This is a genomic window from Streptomyces cyaneofuscatus (genome assembly GCF_042718795.1).
Lineage (GTDB): Bacteria > Actinomycetota > Actinomycetes > Streptomycetales > Streptomycetaceae > Streptomyces > Streptomyces cyaneofuscatus_A.
Map to the genome: position 1 here is coordinate 26,834 of NZ_JBHXOX010000017.1, position 15,306 is coordinate 42,139.

Here is a 15,306-nt window from a genome sequence, read left to right on the forward strand (position 1 = left end):
CAACCAAGCGTGAGGTTCAGCCGTCTACTCCTGCGACCGGCGGCCCATCGCGCCGCCGACCGTGAAGGATGGACGCAGACGTGACCGACAGTGCTGGCACGCCGGCCGACCCGGACCACCCGGCCGGGGAGACGCCGCAGGGCAGGTCGCAGGAAGAGCCGGGGGCCACGGACTCCCAGGACGAGCCCGAGCCCGTACCCGAGGACGACACCTCTCAGGACTCCGGCGACGAGGACAAGGGCGAGGACAAGGGCGAAGACAAGCACGACGCCGCCGACGCCCCACGGGTCAAGGACCAGGCCGCCGACACCCCCGGCGTCCAGACCTGGGCCGGCCACCCCAAGGACGGCAGCGCCTCCCCTCGGAAGCGGCCCTGGCTGCGCTGGGCCGCCCTCGGTGCCTCGTTCCTCGTGATGATCTCCGCGGGGGCGGGCTGGTGGCTGTACAAGAAGCTCGACGGCAACATCACCACCGACACCAGCGCCGCCGCCGAGCTGAAGGTCTACGAGAAGGAGCGGCCCACCCCGGTCGTCATGGATGCCCAGAACATCCTGCTCATCGGGTCGGACAGCCGGTCCGGCGACAACAAGAAGTACGGCCGTGACGACGGCGGCAGCCAGCGCTCCGACACCACGATCCTGCTGCACCTCGCGGCGGACCGGAAGAGCGCGACCGCGGTCTCACTCCCCCGCGACCTGATGGTGGAGGTCCCTAAGTGCCGCACCGGGGACGACAAGGAGACCCGGGAGCAGTTCACCCAGTTCAACTCGGCGTTCGAGCTCGGCGGCACCGCCTGCACGATCCGTACGGTGGAGCGGCTGACCGGCATCCGGATCGACCACCACATGGTTGTCGACTTCAACGGGTTCAAGGACATGGTCGACGCCGTGGACGGCGTCGAGATCTGCCTCAAGGAGCCGATCGACGACAAGGACGCGCGCCTGGAGCTCCCGGCGGGGCGGCAGACGCTGAACGGCGAGGAGGCGCTCGGCTACGTACGGGCGCGCAAGACCCTCGGCGACGGCAGCGACACCGAACGGATGGAGCGCCAGCAGAAGTTCCTCGGCGCCCTGGTCAACAAGATGCAGAGCAACGGCGTCCTGCTCAACCCGACGCGGCTCTACCCGGTCCTGGACGCGGCGACCAAGTCGCTGACGACCGACCCGGGCCTGAACTCGCTGCGGGACCTGTACGACCTGGTGCGGAGCATGCGCGACGTGCCGACCGAGCAGGTGCAGTTCCTGACCGTGCCCCGGCAGCCGTACCGCCAGAACACGAACCGGGACGAACTCGTCGAACCGGACGCGAGCGAACTCTTCAAGCAACTGCGCGAGGACAAGCCCGTGGCGGTGGTTCCGGCGGACGAGCTCAAGGAGAAGGAGAAGGAGAAGGCCCAGGACGAGAAGCCGGACGACACCGGCTCCGATTCCGAAAGCCCGACCCCCACACCCACCTATTCGGGTTCGAGCGCCGCGGACGACCTGTGTAAGCAGTAAAGCAATCACCAAGACATAGAAGGCAATCAGCACTTAATGGGGAGAATGACCGGTTGTAAGGGGCGTGGTGTGGGTCACGCACGTCGCTCCTTTACGAACCGGGCGGATAGTGTGACGCGATCCGGTGTTTCCGGCCTTCAGGCCACGCACCGCCGGAGCGAAGGAACGAGCGCCTTGCCGGGGGAAGGCGCCTCGCGTGGCACCGACGGAGGACTCAAGCAACCGTGGATGCGCAAAGCCGTGGGCGGGCGGACGATATCGACCCCGCAGACCAGTGGGTACTCAACCCGCACACCGGCAATTACGAACTGCGACTGGACCGATCCGCAGGGGAGTCGCCGTCCGCCGCGCGTACCGCCACCGCCGAGGATTCCGGCCGCCGCGGCGACACGCGTACCGGCTCCTCCGAGAGCCCCCGCCGCGAGGTGCCCGGCCAGCGCAGCCGCCGGTCCTCCCAGAACGGCGGGCGCGGCGCGGAGGCTTCGGCGGCCGGTGGCGCGGGGCGCCGTAAGCGCAAGGCTCCGAAGGCGCGCCGCAAGAAGGCGCTGATGTGGACGGGCGGGGTGACGGCGTTCCTCGTCGCCACCACCGCGGTGGGCGCGTACATCCTGTACGAGAAGCTCAACGGGAACATCGACGCCATCGACATCGGCGACCAGGGAAGCAAGAACGTCGTCAGCGAAGGCCCGATGAACATCCTGATCATCGGCACCGACAAGCGCACCGGCAAGGGCAACGAGGGGTACGGCGACAAGGGCAGCGCGGGCCACGCCGACACCACCATCCTGTTCCACGTCTCCGAGGACCGGACCAACGCGACGGCGATGAGCATCCCGCGCGACCTGAAGACCGAGATCCCCGAGTGCGAGACGAAGGCAGCGGACGGCACCTCCACGACCATCCCCGGCACCCCGGACGAACGCTTCAACACCAGCCTCGGCCAGAGCGGCCGTAACCCCGGCTGCACCATGAAGACGGTCGAGAACATCACCGGCGTCAAGCCCGACCACTTCATGATGGTCGACTTCAACGCGGTCAAGGAGCTCACCACGGCGGTGGGCGGCGTCGAGGTCTGCATGGCGAAGCCGGTCGACGACCCGAAGTCGCACCTGAAACTGCCCGAGGGCAAGTCGGAGGTGCAGGGCGAGATGGCCCTCGCCCTGCTGCGTACCCGGCACAGCTTCGGCAACGAGAGCGACCTCGACCGGATCAAGGTGCAGCAGCAGTTCCTCGCCTCGATGATCCGCGAGATGAAGTCGAGCGACACCCTGACCAACCCGAAGAAGCTCTACACGCTCGCCGACGCGGCCACCAACGCGCTGACGGTCGACACGGCCATCGGCGACGCGAAGAAGCTGATGACGCTGGCCCAGGAGATCGGCAAGGTCGACACGAAGAACATCACCTTCCTGACGATGCCGGTCATCGACAACCCGGCCGAGCCGAGCCCCGTCACCGTGGTCGTCGACCCGGTCAAGGGTGAGCAGCTCTTCGCGATGCTGCGCTCCGACACCTCGCTGACCGAGGTGAAGCAGAAGGAGAAGGCCGCCAAGGGCAAGCAGGCGGCCCTCCTCAAGGGCCCGAAGGCCGCGCCCGCCGACGTACGCGTGGACGTCCTCAACGGCGGGGAGATCTCCGGTGCGGCCGGCGCGACCGTCACCTGGCTGCAGAACCAGCAGGGCGTGCTGAAGTCCACGAACAAGGCCAACGCCCCGGAGAAGATCAAGAAGACGACGCTGGAGTACGCGCCCAACCAGGCCGACCAGGCCCGCGCGCTCGCCGAGATGATGGGCCTGCCCGCCGCGGCCATGAAGCAGGGCACCGCCGACGCCGAAGGGCTGGAGGCGATGGTGCTGACGCTGGGGGCGGACTTCAAGGGCGCGGGGATACCCATCACGGGACCGGCGAAGATTCCGGCGGACGTCGAGAAGTCGAGCGCGGACAAGGCGGTCTGCGCCAAGTGACACCGAGTCACCGCATCACCGCGTCATCCGCGTCATCCGCGGAAATCTGAACAGCATGGGGGGTCCGGTGGGACGGAGCAGTACGCACGGGGAGGGGACACGGTCACGCGTACGCCACGCGGACCGGCCCGGTGGGGGCGAGAGCCCGTACGAGAACGGGGACGGGGACGGCGGCGGTGACGGCCGCGCGAGCGGTGACAACGGCGCGGGCGGACCTGGCCGTCGGGCCGGGGCGCGGGGCAGGAACAGCAAGGGCCGGAGCGGCCGCAGCGGCCGCCGCGCCCCCAAGAGCGGCAAACGGCGGGTCCTGCGCTGGGGTTCCGCCGTACTCGCGCTGCTGATACTCGGCGCCGGTGGGGCCGGCTACCTCTACTACGAGCACCTCAACGGCAACATCAGGAAAGAGGATCTGACCCTCGGCGACAAGCGGATGGCCGACCACAAGGCCAACGCCGCCGGGCAGACCCCGCTCAACATCCTGCTCATCGGCTCCGACGCCCGGGACTCCGCGGCGAACCAGAAGCTGGGCGGCGCGAAGGAGACCTTCGGTTCCCCTCCGCTCGCCGATGTGCAGATGCTGCTCCACCTCTCCGCGGACCGCTCCAACCTCTCCGTGGTCAGCATGCCGCGCGACACCATGCTGAAGATGCCCAAGTGCACGGCCCCGGACGGCGAGGTCTTCGCGGCCAGCACGGTGGACGTGCAGACCAACCAGAGCCTGCGCCGCGGTGGTCCGGGCTGCACGGTGGCCGCCTGGTACGAGCTGACCGGCATCCGGATCGACCACTTCATGATGATCGACTTCGCCGGTGTGGTCTCGATGGCCGACGCGATCGGCGGCGTCCCGGTCTGTGTGGACGCCAACATCTACTCACGCGGCGCGGGCGGCCGCGGCGGCTCCGGGCTGAAGCTGGAAGCGGGTACCACCTCGGTCCAGGGCGAGCAGGCCCTCCAGTGGCTGCGCACCCGGTACGGCTTCGAGGACGGCAGCGACCTGGCCCGGGCCAAGGCCCAGCACCAGTACATGAACTCGATGGTGCGCCAACTGCGCAAGGGCACCAAGCTCACCGACCCGGCGAAGCTGATGAACCTGGCCGAGGCGGCGACCACCGCGCTGACGGTCGACAAGGGGCTCGACACGGTCAAGAAGCTCTACGACCTGGCCGAGGAGCTGAAGAAGGTCCCGACGAAGCGCATCACGATGTCGACCATGCCGAACGTGTACGGCACCGGCGTCAACGCGGGCCGCGTGTACCCGAAGGCGGGCGACGCGGAGCAGCTCTTCCGGATGGTCCGCGAGGACATGCCGCTGGACGGCAAGGCGTCCAAGCGGAAGAAGGTGGAGCCGAAGGACCCGTCGGCGCCGGTCGGTGAGATCGCCGTGGCCGTACGGAACGGGACCGCCACCGACGCCCTGGGGCCGGTCTCGGGGCGGGCGGGTGACGTGGAGAAGCAGCTCAAGGAGGCGGGCTTCGCGAAGGCCGCCGTCGACCCGGACAACGTGGCGGGATCGACGCGGACCTCGATCCTGTATCCGAGCGCTGACCTGGAGGGCGACGCCCAGGCGGTCGCCAAGGCGCTCGGGGTCCCGCTCTCGCAGGTGAAGCGGTCGACCGACGTCTCGGGCATCTCACTGGCCGTGGGCGCCGACTGGCGCGAGGAGGGGGCCTATCCCGTCTCCAAGGGCACGGAGAAGACCCCGGAGTCGGCGGGCGCGCAGAACGGCGAGGAAGAGGGCTGCATGAAGGTCGACCCGAAGTACACGTGGTGACCTCGGTGGTCCGGTAGCGGAGAGCGCGTACGCGAAGGGCCCCGCCGGTCGGTACCGGTGGGGCCCTTCGCGTACGGGACCGGGCGGCGGATCAGACCGTCTCGCTGCTGCTACTGCTGTTACTGCTGATACTGCTGTTACTGCTGTTACTGCTACTGCTGTCCGCGAGCGACGGGCGGCGGCTCGCGATGACCCGCTTCGCCAGGGAGCGCGGGCTGGTGAGGAAGCCGAAGCCCCAGCACATGTGCATGGTCGCCAGCGCCACCGGGATCTGCGCGCGGGCCTTCAGCGGGAGCCCCTTGCCGGCGGGGAGCGACCCGGCGGTGATCGCGGCCAGGTAGCCGCCGGGGACGAGCAGCGCCCACGGGGTGACGGTCGCGCCGAGCACCAGGCCCGCCGCGATGGCGACGACGGCGGTCGGCGGGGCCAGGTAGCGGAGGTTGATGGAGCCCGCGTGGTAGCGGGCGACGACGTGGCGCCAGCGGCCGTAGTCCTTGTACTGCTTGGCGAGCGCCTTCACCGAGGGGCGCGGGCGGTACTGGACCTTCAGCTCGGGCGAGAACCAGATCAGCCCGCCGGCCTCGCGGATCCGGAAGTTCAGCTCCCAGTCCTGGGCGCGGATGAACTCCACGTTGTAGCCCTCGGCCCGCTCCAGCGCCTCGCGCCGGAAGACGCCCAGGTACACCGTCTCGGCCGGGCCCGCCTGGCCGCCGGTGTGGAAGGCCGCGTTGCCGACGCCGATCTTCGAGGTCATCGCGGCGGCGACGGCGTCCTCCCAGGCGTTCTCGCCCTCGGCGTGCATGATGCCGCCGACGTTCTGCGCGCCGGTCTCCTCCAGGAGGCGGACGGCGGTCGCGATGTAGTTCGGGGAGAGCATGCCGTGGCCGTCGACGCGGACGACGACGGGGTGGCGGGACGCCTTGATCGCCGCGTTGAGGGCGGCGGGGGTGCGGCCGGTGGGGTTGGGGACCGTGTGGACCCGGGGGTCCTCGGCGACCAACTGGGCGGCGATCTCGTCCGTGCGGTCGGTGGAGGGGCCGAGCGCGATGACGACCTCCATCTCACCGGCGTACTCCTGCTCCAGGATGTGCCGGACCGAGTTCCTGAGATGGCGTTCCTCGTTGAGCACCGGCATGATCACGGAGACGGCGGGGTACTGCGCGGCAGACATGTGGTCCTCAGGGGGTCCTCGGGGGCGCCAGGGGTTCCGCGCCCAGGAGGCGGGCACCCCGGGAGGGGGCGTTATTCGGCCGCCACGTTACCGCGAATGGGGGACACCGGTGCGCGCGCCGCCCGGTGGCGGACCGGGTCGGAGATCGTATGGGCCTACCGTGCGATGGTCCCCTCGCACCACGGAGGTGTCTCCCCGCCGTGACCACCCGGAGGTGTCTCCGCCCGTGACCGCTCCCCGCCCGCCGCAGCGCCCGTCCCGGCCCCGTACCGCTCCCCCGCGCCGCCGCCCCTCGCAGGACGGACGGCCAATCCGGCCCCGGAAGCAGGACGAGCGGCCGGTCCGCTCCCGGAAGCAGGACGAGCGGCCGCGCTGGGGCATGCGGGTCGCCACCGGGCTCTCGGTGCTGGTGCTGGGCGCGGGCGGCATCGGTCACGCCCTGGTGAGCGGCCTGGAGGGCGGGATCGGCCGGGTCGACCCGTTCAAGGACATGAAGAACCGCCCCCAGTCCGGGCAGGGGACCAATCTGCTGCTCGTGGGCACCGACGGCCGGGACACCATCACCAAGGCGGAGAAGCAGAAGTACAAGCTGGGCGGCGCGCCCTGCCACTGCACCGACACGATCATGCTGGTCCACCTCTCGGCCGACAAGCAGCGGGCGAGCGTCGTGAGCCTCCCCCGGGACAGTTACGCGGAGATCCCCGCCCACACCGACCGCACCACCGGCAAGAAGCACAACAGCCACCCGGTGAAGCTGAACGCCGCCTACGCGGAGGGCGGGCCGACGCTGACCGTGCGGACGGTCGAGCACATGACCGGCGTCAAGGTCGACCACTACCTGGAGGTCGACTTCACCAGCTTCATGAAGACGGTCGACGCGGTGGGCGGGGTGCAGATCTGCACGGCCCGGCCGATGAAGGACTCGTACACCGGTCTCGACCTGTCCGCCGGTACGCATCAGCTCGACGGTGGCAGGGCGCTCCAGTACGTACGCTCCCGCCATGTGGACGTGGGCTCCGACCTGGGCCGGATGCAGCGCCAGCAGAAGTTCATGGCGGCGCTGATCAAGCAGGCGACGAGCAACGGGGTGCTGCTGAACCCGGTGCGGTTCCAGCAGGTGTCCGCGTCGGTGCTGGGGTCGGTCCGGGCCGACGAGGGGTTCGGTACGGAGCAGATGCTGGCGCTCGGCACGGCGATGAAGGACTTCAGCCCGGCGTCGTCGGAGTTCACCTCCGTACCCATCGGGAATCCGAGCTTCCCGGTCAAGGGCATCGGCTCCACGGTCCAGTGGGACGCGGCGAAGTCGAAGAAGCTGTTCGAGGCGCTGCGCGAGGACAAGCCGCTGGCCCCGGCGAAGCCGAAGCCGTCGGCGGGCGCTCCGAAGAAGGCCCAGGCGACCCTGGTGGACGTGGCACCGGAGCAGATCCGGGTACAGGTCTACAACGGCACCCCCAAGGACGGCCTCGGCAAGGACGTGGACGCCGGCTTGCGCGCGACCGGCTTCAACACCACCGACGCCCCGCTCAACGGCAAGCTCCGCGACCTGGCGCGGACGCTCGTGACGTACGACCCGCGCTGGGACCGGTCGGCGAAGTCGCTGGCCGCCGCGTTGCCCGGGAGCGAGCTGAAGGCGGTGAAGGGGCAGGGCGCCACGATGGAGGTGACGGCCGGCTCGGACTTCACGAAGGTGCGGCCGGTGCGGGCGGAGACACAGCAGACGGGCGAGTTCGCCACGGTGACGGGTGACGCGGTGGTGTGCCCGTAGGGCCTGCGTACGCGGCGGGGCGACCGGGCGATCTGCCCGTAGCCCCTTCGTACGCGGCGGGGCGACGAGGTGGTCTGCCCGTAGCCCCTGCGTACGCGGCGGCTCTCAGTCGTCGATGCCGTCGGCCACGCGCTTCTCCCGCAGCTCCTTGATCGCCCGGCGGCGCGCGAGGCGGTGGGTGCGCCGGATCTGCGCCTCCTGGTAGCGCCGCTTGTCGCGCTCGGTCTCGGGGACCACCGGCGGTACGCGGCGCGGCTTGCCGTCCCCGTCGACGGCGGCGAAGACCAGATAGGCGCTGCCGACCTGCTGGGCGGGGGTCGACTCGTTCCAGCGCTCGGCCATCACGCGGACGCCGACCTCCATCGAGGAGCGGCCGGTCCAGTTCACCTGGGCGCGTACGTGAACGAGGTCACCCACCCTGACCGGCTCCAGGAACACCATCTCGTCCATCGACGCGGTCACGGCCGGCCCGCCGGAGTGCCGTCCGGCCACGGCGCCCGCCGCGTCGTCGACCAGTTTCATGATCACGCCACCGTGCACCGTACCCAGGAGGTTGGTGTCGCTGCCGGTCATGATGTGGCTGAGGGTGGTGCGGGACGCGGCGGTGGGCTTGCCCGGAATCTCTTCTTCCGAGCGCTCCGAGCGGGTGGCCTGATCTGTCATACAGTCCACCTTATGCGGGGGGCCGGATCCCGCAGAATGCATCAGCTTCGCAACAGCCCTGGTGCGATTTCCCTTACACCCTGTAATAGCTGTGGGTCCGCGCGGCACACTGTGCGGATGAACGATTGGCCCGATCGACGGACCGGCGACCGCAGCGAGCGCTACGGGCGGGGCAGTGCCAGCCCCCAGCCCGAGAGCGCCCAGGCGATGCCTCACATCCAGCGCCGCCCGGCTCCGCCGCAGAGGCCGACGGTGCCCCCGCAGAGCCAGGGGTACGACGACCGCTACCAGGGCGGGCAGCCCGGTTACGGCAACAGCCCCGAGCCCGGCTACGACAGCGGCTACAACACCGGCCAGGTCTACGGCGGTGGCGCGGGCGGCGACGGTCGCGGAGGCGGCCGTGGCGGTGGCCGTGGCGGTGGCCGTGGCGGTGGCCGTGGCGGTGGCCGTGGCGGTGGTGACGCGGGTTACGTCCAGGGCCGCCCGCCGGTCGACTGGCGCCGCCGGATCAAGCTCGGCGCGCTGACCCTGGTCGTCGTGCTCCTCGTGGTCTCCGTCTCCACGTACTTCTGGGCCGACGGCAAGCTGAAGCGCGAGGTCGACCTCGCCAAGGTCATCGAGCGGCCGGAAGCGGGCGACGGCACGAACTACCTGATCGTCGGCTCCGACAGCCGTGAGGGCATGACGGCCGAGGACAAGAAGCGGCTGCGCACCGGTTCCGCCGAGGGCAAGCGCACCGACTCGATGATGATCCTGCACGACGGCTCCAACGGCCCGACGCTGATCTCGCTGCCGCGCGACTCCCAGGTGGAGATCCCCTCCTTCAAGGGGTCCGAGTCCGGCAAGATGTTCCCGGGCGCCGGCCGCCAGGTGAAGCTGAACGCCGCGTACGCCGAGGACGGACCCGAACTCCTCGTGCGCACCGTCGAGTTCAACACCGGGCTGCGCATCGACCACTACGTCGAGATCGGCTTCGGCGGCTTCGCGCAGATCGTGGACGCGATCGGCGGGGTCGAGATGGACATCCCGAAGGCGTTCAAGGACAAGAAGTCCGGCGCCGACTTCAAGGCCGGCAAGCAGACCCTGAACGGCGAGCAGTCCCTGGCCTTCGTCCGCACCCGGTACGCGTTCGCGGGCAGCGACCTGGACCGCACGAAGAACCAGCAGAAGTTCCTCGCGGCGCTGGCGAGCCAGACGGCGACCCCGTCCACCATCCTCAACCCGTTCAAGCTCTACCCGACGATGGGCGCGGGCCTGGACACCCTGATCGTGGACAAGGACATGTCGCTCTGGTCGCTGGCCAACATGTTCTTCGCGATGAAGGGCGTCACGGGCGGCGACGGTACGTCGATGAACATGCCGATCTCCGGCAGCTCCGGCGGCAACCTGGTCTGGGACAAGGCGAAGGTGAAGCAGCTCGTGCAGCAACTGAAGAACGACGAGAAGGTCACGGTCAAGGGCAACTGAGGCAGCCGTGGCAACCGGGACGACCGGGACAACTGAAGCCCCCCGCAAGGATGTTGCGGGGGGCCTCGGCCTGTGTGGGCAACGAGAGCTACGAGGGCTCCGAAGAGTCCGATGCCTCCGATCCGTAGGTGATGTTCCCTTCCTCGTCCATGAGGGGATGGATCTGCGAGGGGCCGTAGTCGTCCGTGTCGGACGGGCGCGGCTTCTCCGGCCCGTCGGGCCCGATGCGCATCACGCGCTCCACCCGCACGACCTCGTACCGCCGCCCCCGCACCATGAGTTCGTTGGGCCTGCGGCGCGCCATGAACTTCTTCGCGGCCCGGTCGTGGATCGCCTGCTCCTTCTCGTCCACCTTCATCCAGTCGGGCAGCTCCGGCATGTCCGGCAGGTCCGGGAGCTTCGGCACGGGCCGGGTGAGGTGGTGGACGAGGGCGCGGCGGGCGCCCTGCGGGGTCGCGTACTGCCCGGTCACCATCGACCAGGACAGCTCCTTCCGCTCCACCACCCGGAACGTCGTCGGGAGGATCACGACGCCCGGGTGGGTGGTCAACGCCCGCTGGGAATCGGCCCGTACGTCGTCGGGGAAGCGGCTGGCGGTGTACGAGAGCTGGAGCAGCCCGGCCCGGTCGATCCCCTCGGCCAGCCCGACGGCGGCGGCGTGGTCGACCACGAACCCCTTGGTGCGGGAGGGGTCGGGCGCGTCCAGGTCCCAGCCGTCCTCGTCCGGGTCGGTGGCCCGGGGCGGCTCCAGGCGCGAGTCACCGATCCGGGCGAACTCGTCGGCCCGCACCACGCGGTAGCGCACCCCGTCCGCCGTCACCTCGTTGACCGGGTCCTTCTCCAGCCGGGCCACCGCCTTCAGCAGCGACCGCCGCACGGCCCGGTCCTCGGTGTGGTCCTTGGCCTTGAACCAGAGGTGCGAGTTCAGCTCGTCGCGGGCCATCTGCGGGAACCCGGTGTCTAGCTCCCCGAGCAACCGCCAGCGCGGCCGCTCCCCTTGCCCCTGCGCGGCGAGCCCGAACAACGGCCCCCGGACCACGATGTTCGGATACTTGCGCACCGAGGCGAACGCGTCCGCCTGAGTGACCTCGAAGACCGGGTCGTCCCGGTGCGTGACGTTGATGGTGAGGTGGTCCGGCGACTTCCCCGGGTGATGGTCCATGCACTCAGTGTGCCGAAGGGGGCTGCCGGTGTCAGGGTTTCCGCCACAAAGGCCGTACGGGAGTGAAGTTGACGGACATGAGCGCGCCCGGCCGCCCGCGGAGGGGGCCGGGCGCGTTCGGAGCGTTGGAAATCCACCCGAAATCGCAGCTCAGGCCGGGGCGTTGCGCGTCACGATCCGGTGAGGGGCCACCGGATCGTGGCCCGCCGCGACGTGGTGAGCCACGACATCAACTACGTAAAGAACTAAGAGAAATAACCCAACCCCACCCCACCCGATCCCGGTGGTCATCTGCGGGAGTGGCTGGTCACCCACACGGGTGAGATTCGCCAACTGAGCTGGATTTCGTACGGGTTGGCAGGCATATGCTCACGCTGACCACAACACCAGACATGAGACGGCCCCCGCCGGGACGGCAATCCCGAACGAGGACCTGACCACCAAGGAAGCAGCACATCTTCCCCATGGCTACCCAGCACAATATCGCCCTCACCCGCGCCCTGGCCGATCTTCCCGGTCCCCTTCCGGCCTTCGGCGTGATCCACATCGCGATCCCGCACACCAGCCGGTTCACGATCGTCGGCAACCACCTCGCGCAGCACGCCGAGCTCTCCCTCGTCGCGATCGGCATCGGCGTCCACATCCAGTCGCTGCCCGCCGGCTCCCTGGTCGGCATCAAGGCGCTCACCGCCCGCTTCGCCGAGGGCGAGATGAGGATCGCCGCCGCTCTGCGTGAGCTGGAGGCCCACGGTTACCTGCGCCGGGCGCATGTACGGCTGGCCAACGGCCGGATGGCCACCCGCACGGTGTTCTGCAACCAGCCGGGGGCGCTGGAGCGGGCCGGGAGGGTGGTGGTGGCGCCGAAGGTGCCGCCTGCGGTGCCGGAGGAGGCGCCCGCGGTGCCGGAAGAGGCGCCCGCGCCGCCACCTGCGCCCGAACCCGATCCCGTACCGGAATCCCGCCCCCCGGTCCGCGTACCGCCGCGCACCGCGCCCAAGCCGCCGCGCCCGCCGCTCCCCCGGCCCCGCGAACTCACCCCGGAGCTGCGGCAGACCGCCTCCGCGATCCTCGCCGACCTGCGGAATCACGCGGAGGAGCTGGTGCTCTCCGAGGCCGACGTCGAGGAGCTGATCCCGGGGGTGGCCGCCTGGCTGGAGCGGGAGGTACGCCCCGACGCCATCCGCCACGCCCTGACGACCGACCTGCCGAAGCCGCCCAAGTACCCGGCGAAGATCGTCAGGCACCGCCTCACCGTACTGCTGCCCCCGCCGCTCCCCGGCGCCGAGGAGCTGGCCCCGCCCGTCCGTCGCCCGCTCGTGATCCCCCTCCAGAACTGCGACGGCTGCGACCGCGCGTTCCGCTCCAGGGAGCCGGGCCACTGCCGGGGCTGCCGGAGCGACCTGGCGGAGGCGGCGGCCTAGCATGAAGGGGACGACTCTTGCCCCTGGGCACCGACGACGAGGAGTGGGCACGATGACCATCGCCCCGGACGACGCACGGCGTGACGCCCACCTCTACCAGGCCATGCGGGAGTTCGTCGCGAGCGCCGACGACACGCTTCCTGGCAAATTCGAGATCACCCAGGAAGGGATCGTGCACGACATGATGTCCCCGGGACGCCCCCACGAACTCACCGCAGCCCAGGTGAGTCGCCGCCTGGAGAAGGAAATGCCGGACGATGTCCTCGCGCATACGGGGACCCCGGATGTGGAGGTGGAAGCCGAAGGGATCATGCGTCACCCCGACGTCATGGTCATCGCGGTGGCCGATATGGAGGGTGAGGGTGCCTTCGACCCGCGCACCCTCATCGCCGTGATCGAGGTCGTCTCCCGGTCCAACCCGGAGAACGACTGGGTGAGCAAGATGCGGGACTACCCACTCCTGGGCATTCCGGTCTACGCGATCTTCGACCCGCGCACCGGCTCCGGGGCCGTTCTCTCCGACATCCACCGGACGCCGGGCGGGCCGCGCTATGCGACCCGTAAGGACTTCCTGTACGGCGAGGACGTCACGATCGCCGAGTGGACGATCTCGACGGACGGCCTCCCGCGTTACGTCTGAGGCCGATACCCCGCGCCGCCCCCCGCCCGGGCCCACGCTGCCCGGAGGTTCCGCGGTGACGTCCACGGAGTGGCCGCGCTGGTGCTCTGCCTCGGAGTGCTGCTTCTGCTGCCCAGCGCCTTCGTCCCTCTGCCGCGCAGCCTCTCAGTATCCCCAGGTGGCGTAGACGGTGACGTTCTTGCCGTGGTCCTCGACTCCGACGCAGACGTCTCGCCAGTCGAGCAGCCAGCCGCTGGGGCGGCAGCTCTCCTGCTGGAGGCCCAGTTCGCGGATGATCTCCGTGCGGGACAGGCCGTCCTCGCTGATGACCGTCGCCTCGCGATAGCAGCCGCCGGAACCGCAGCCGATGCCCTCGTCGGTGACGCTGATGCCCGGCGGCAATGAGGGGAGGGCCTTGGACGGCGGGGCGTCCGAGCCCTCGCTGAGCAGCAGCGCGTACACGAGGCCGACCGCGAGGGTGAGGGCGAACTGGGTCCCCAGGAAGCCGATCGCTCCGTTGCGGCGGAAGGTCCATCGCGGGGGTGGGGGGTTCCCGTGCCGTCCTTCCAGTCCCACGCCGCAGGCGATGACCAGGGGCGCGAGAGCCGTGAACAGGAGATGGGCGTCGGGTCTGGGGGCTTCGATCCAGCCGCGCTGGACACCGATCAGCAGACCGGCTCCGGCGAGCAGCGTCCCGCCGATCGCCAGACCGATGGGACGGGTGCGGGCGAGCGTCATCCAGACGACGGCGGGCGCGACGGCGAAGAGTATCCCCAGGAAGATCAGCATGTACGGGGGACGTTGGGCCCCGAGTCCGTGGTTCCCCACGGCGGTTCCCCACGGCCGGGACCCACGTCTCAGGCGGTGAACTCCTGGGCAGGCAGGCCCTGCCCGTCGAAGGTGAGCAGGACGTTGGTCCAGCCGCTGTGCACGTCCGCATTGGGGAAGCTGGCCAGTTCCCATGGCGCGTCGATCACTCCCGGCCCGCAGGGCAGGGTGCCGGAGCCAGAGGGCATGGCCAGGGGCACGACCTGGAGGGCGTTGAAGGAGACGGCCACGCTGGTTCCGGCCGGTTCGGTACACGTGTACACGCCGCCGACGGTCAGGACGCCGCTGTGGAACGGCGGATCGGCCGGCCATGCCGAGGCCCACTGCAACTGCACGGACTTGGTGCCCTGTACGGCGGCGGGCGCGGCGCCGGCGGCGGGCGCGGTCACCACCACGGTCGCGGTCAGAGACGCGGCGACGGCGGCCATGCGAAGACGGGGTGCGGACGCGTACCGGAACATGGCGGCTCCCTGGGGTCAGCCGTGCACGAACGACGGGCTCCCCAGGCTGTCCGTCCGCCATGATGGGGAGGCAGTCGTACAAGGCGGCGCGTGGGCGCAACTCTCGGGCGCACGACGAGCGATGACCGCAGCCGCCGTCGGTGTCCCTGATGCGCCGGTGACGGACAGACCGAGACAGACCGAGCCGCCGTCGGCGCAGAGGTAATGGGCCGCCGAAAGCGAGGGCGGACGAGAAGGCTCTCGGCGCCGATATGAGAGTCAGCGGCTAGGCTGACCAGGTGCTTTCGAACATAGGTCCCCTCGAACTGCTGGTTATCGCAGCGGTACTCGTCGTCCTCGTCACGCCGTCCGTGATCGCCTACCGCAGGAAGGTCGAACGTCTGTGGCTGGTCGTCCTGGTGAACGTGATCGCGGGTCCCACCGGCCTGCTGTGGTTCGTAGCCCTGTACATGGCCATGACCATGCGCACCCGCTCCACGGAGAACATGCTCCGGGCCGACAACGCGGTCTGAAGAACT

At 69.9% G+C, this 15,306-nt stretch carries 13 protein-coding genes; 8 read left to right on the forward strand and 5 right to left on the reverse strand.

Annotation, left to right across the window (positions count from 1 at the left end; all coding sequences use genetic code 11):
* The first annotated feature begins 68 nt into the window (after window positions 1-68).
* The 3 genes from ACFWRT_RS20375 (at window position 69) to ACFWRT_RS20385 (ending at window position 5,231) form a co-directional block, all read left to right on the forward strand.
* Window positions 69-1,496, forward strand: a complete 1,428-nt coding sequence (locus ACFWRT_RS20375; RefSeq protein ID WP_380954783.1) for an LCP family protein — start codon at window positions 69-71, stop codon at window positions 1,494-1,496.
* A 425-nt stretch (window positions 1,497-1,921) separates the two neighbouring features.
* Window positions 1,922-3,460, forward strand: a complete 1,539-nt coding sequence (locus ACFWRT_RS20380) for an LCP family protein (protein WP_380954810.1) — start codon at window positions 1,922-1,924, stop codon at window positions 3,458-3,460.
* 55 nt (window positions 3,461-3,515) lie between these two features.
* Window positions 3,516-5,231, forward strand: coding sequence for an LCP family protein (locus ACFWRT_RS20385; RefSeq protein ID WP_380954781.1), 1,716 nt, complete (start codon window positions 3,516-3,518; stop codon window positions 5,229-5,231).
* Window positions 5,232-5,322: 91 nt separating this feature from the next.
* On the opposite strand, the gene ACFWRT_RS20390 is transcribed toward ACFWRT_RS20385, so the two are convergent.
* Complete coding sequence (locus ACFWRT_RS20390; protein WP_380954779.1) at window positions 5,323-6,402, reverse strand: glycosyltransferase family 2 protein; 1,080 nt, start codon at window positions 6,400-6,402, stop codon at window positions 5,323-5,325.
* 226 nt (window positions 6,403-6,628) lie between these two features.
* Here ACFWRT_RS20390 and ACFWRT_RS20395 point away from each other — a divergent pair, with 226 nt between their 5' ends.
* Window positions 6,629-8,167, forward strand: coding sequence for an LCP family protein (locus ACFWRT_RS20395; RefSeq protein ID WP_463288372.1), 1,539 nt, complete (start codon window positions 6,629-6,631; stop codon window positions 8,165-8,167).
* 105 nt (window positions 8,168-8,272) lie between these two features.
* Here the strand turns inward: ACFWRT_RS20395 and ACFWRT_RS20400 are convergent, their stop codons facing one another.
* Complete coding sequence (locus ACFWRT_RS20400; protein ID WP_015608950.1) at window positions 8,273-8,830, reverse strand: acyl-CoA thioesterase; 558 nt, start codon at window positions 8,828-8,830, stop codon at window positions 8,273-8,275.
* A gap of 117 nt (window positions 8,831-8,947) precedes the next feature.
* Here ACFWRT_RS20400 and ACFWRT_RS20405 point away from each other — a divergent pair, with 117 nt between their 5' ends.
* Window positions 8,948-10,297 carry an LCP family protein gene (locus ACFWRT_RS20405; RefSeq protein WP_380954778.1) on the forward strand — a complete coding sequence of 450 codons (1,350 nt, stop codon included), beginning with the start codon at window positions 8,948-8,950 and terminating at the stop codon, window positions 10,295-10,297.
* Between the two features lie 88 nt (window positions 10,298-10,385).
* Here the strand turns inward: ACFWRT_RS20405 and ACFWRT_RS20410 are convergent, their stop codons facing one another.
* On the reverse strand, window positions 10,386-11,459 hold the full coding sequence (locus ACFWRT_RS20410) for a DUF5954 family protein (RefSeq protein WP_380954777.1): 1,074 nt from the start codon (window positions 11,457-11,459) through the stop codon (window positions 10,386-10,388).
* A gap of 464 nt (window positions 11,460-11,923) precedes the next feature.
* Between ACFWRT_RS20410 and ACFWRT_RS20415 the strand changes: the two genes are divergently transcribed.
* Both ACFWRT_RS20415 and ACFWRT_RS20420 read left to right on the forward strand, forming a co-directional pair.
* Window positions 11,924-12,880, forward strand: coding sequence for a hypothetical protein (locus ACFWRT_RS20415; protein ID WP_380954776.1), 957 nt, complete (start codon window positions 11,924-11,926; stop codon window positions 12,878-12,880).
* Window positions 12,881-12,932: 52 nt separating this feature from the next.
* Complete coding sequence (locus ACFWRT_RS20420; protein ID WP_018515561.1) at window positions 12,933-13,520, forward strand: Uma2 family endonuclease; 588 nt, start codon at window positions 12,933-12,935, stop codon at window positions 13,518-13,520.
* Between the two features lie 144 nt (window positions 13,521-13,664).
* Here the strand turns inward: ACFWRT_RS20420 and ACFWRT_RS20425 are convergent, their stop codons facing one another.
* On the reverse strand, window positions 13,665-14,288 hold the full coding sequence (locus ACFWRT_RS20425; RefSeq protein ID WP_380954775.1) for a hypothetical protein: 624 nt from the start codon (window positions 14,286-14,288) through the stop codon (window positions 13,665-13,667).
* A 68-nt stretch (window positions 14,289-14,356) separates the two neighbouring features.
* Window positions 14,357-14,788 carry a hypothetical protein gene (locus ACFWRT_RS20430; RefSeq protein WP_380954773.1) on the reverse strand — a complete coding sequence of 144 codons (432 nt, stop codon included), beginning with the start codon at window positions 14,786-14,788 and terminating at the stop codon, window positions 14,357-14,359.
* Window positions 14,789-15,066: 278 nt separating this feature from the next.
* Between ACFWRT_RS20430 and ACFWRT_RS20435 the strand changes: the two genes are divergently transcribed.
* Entirely contained in the window at window positions 15,067-15,300 is a 234-nt protein-coding gene (locus ACFWRT_RS20435; RefSeq protein WP_380954772.1) for a superinfection immunity protein, read from the forward strand.
* The last annotated feature ends 6 nt before the right edge of the window (window positions 15,301-15,306 follow it).

Coding starts and splice junctions, on each gene's coding strand:
- ACFWRT_RS20410 (WP_380954777.1), bottom strand. CDS start 11,459: ATGGACCATCACCCGGGGAAGTCGCCGGACCACCTCACCATCAACGTC.
- ACFWRT_RS20375 (WP_380954783.1), top strand. CDS start 69: ATGGACGCAGACGTGACCGACAGTGCTGGCACGCCGGCCGACCCGGAC.
- ACFWRT_RS20425 (WP_380954775.1), bottom strand. CDS start 14,288: ATGCTGATCTTCCTGGGGATACTCTTCGCCGTCGCGCCCGCCGTCGTC.
- ACFWRT_RS20415 (WP_380954776.1), top strand. CDS start 11,924: ATGGCTACCCAGCACAATATCGCCCTCACCCGCGCCCTGGCCGATCTT.
- ACFWRT_RS20390 (WP_380954779.1), bottom strand. CDS start 6,402: ATGTCTGCCGCGCAGTACCCCGCCGTCTCCGTGATCATGCCGGTGCTC.
- ACFWRT_RS20430 (WP_380954773.1), bottom strand. CDS start 14,788: ATGTTCCGGTACGCGTCCGCACCCCGTCTTCGCATGGCCGCCGTCGCC.
- ACFWRT_RS20405 (WP_380954778.1), top strand. CDS start 8,948: ATGAACGATTGGCCCGATCGACGGACCGGCGACCGCAGCGAGCGCTAC.
- ACFWRT_RS20420 (WP_018515561.1), top strand. CDS start 12,933: ATGACCATCGCCCCGGACGACGCACGGCGTGACGCCCACCTCTACCAG.
- ACFWRT_RS20400 (WP_015608950.1), bottom strand. CDS start 8,830: ATGACAGATCAGGCCACCCGCTCGGAGCGCTCGGAAGAAGAGATTCCG.
- ACFWRT_RS20385 (WP_380954781.1), top strand. CDS start 3,516: ATGGGGGGTCCGGTGGGACGGAGCAGTACGCACGGGGAGGGGACACGG.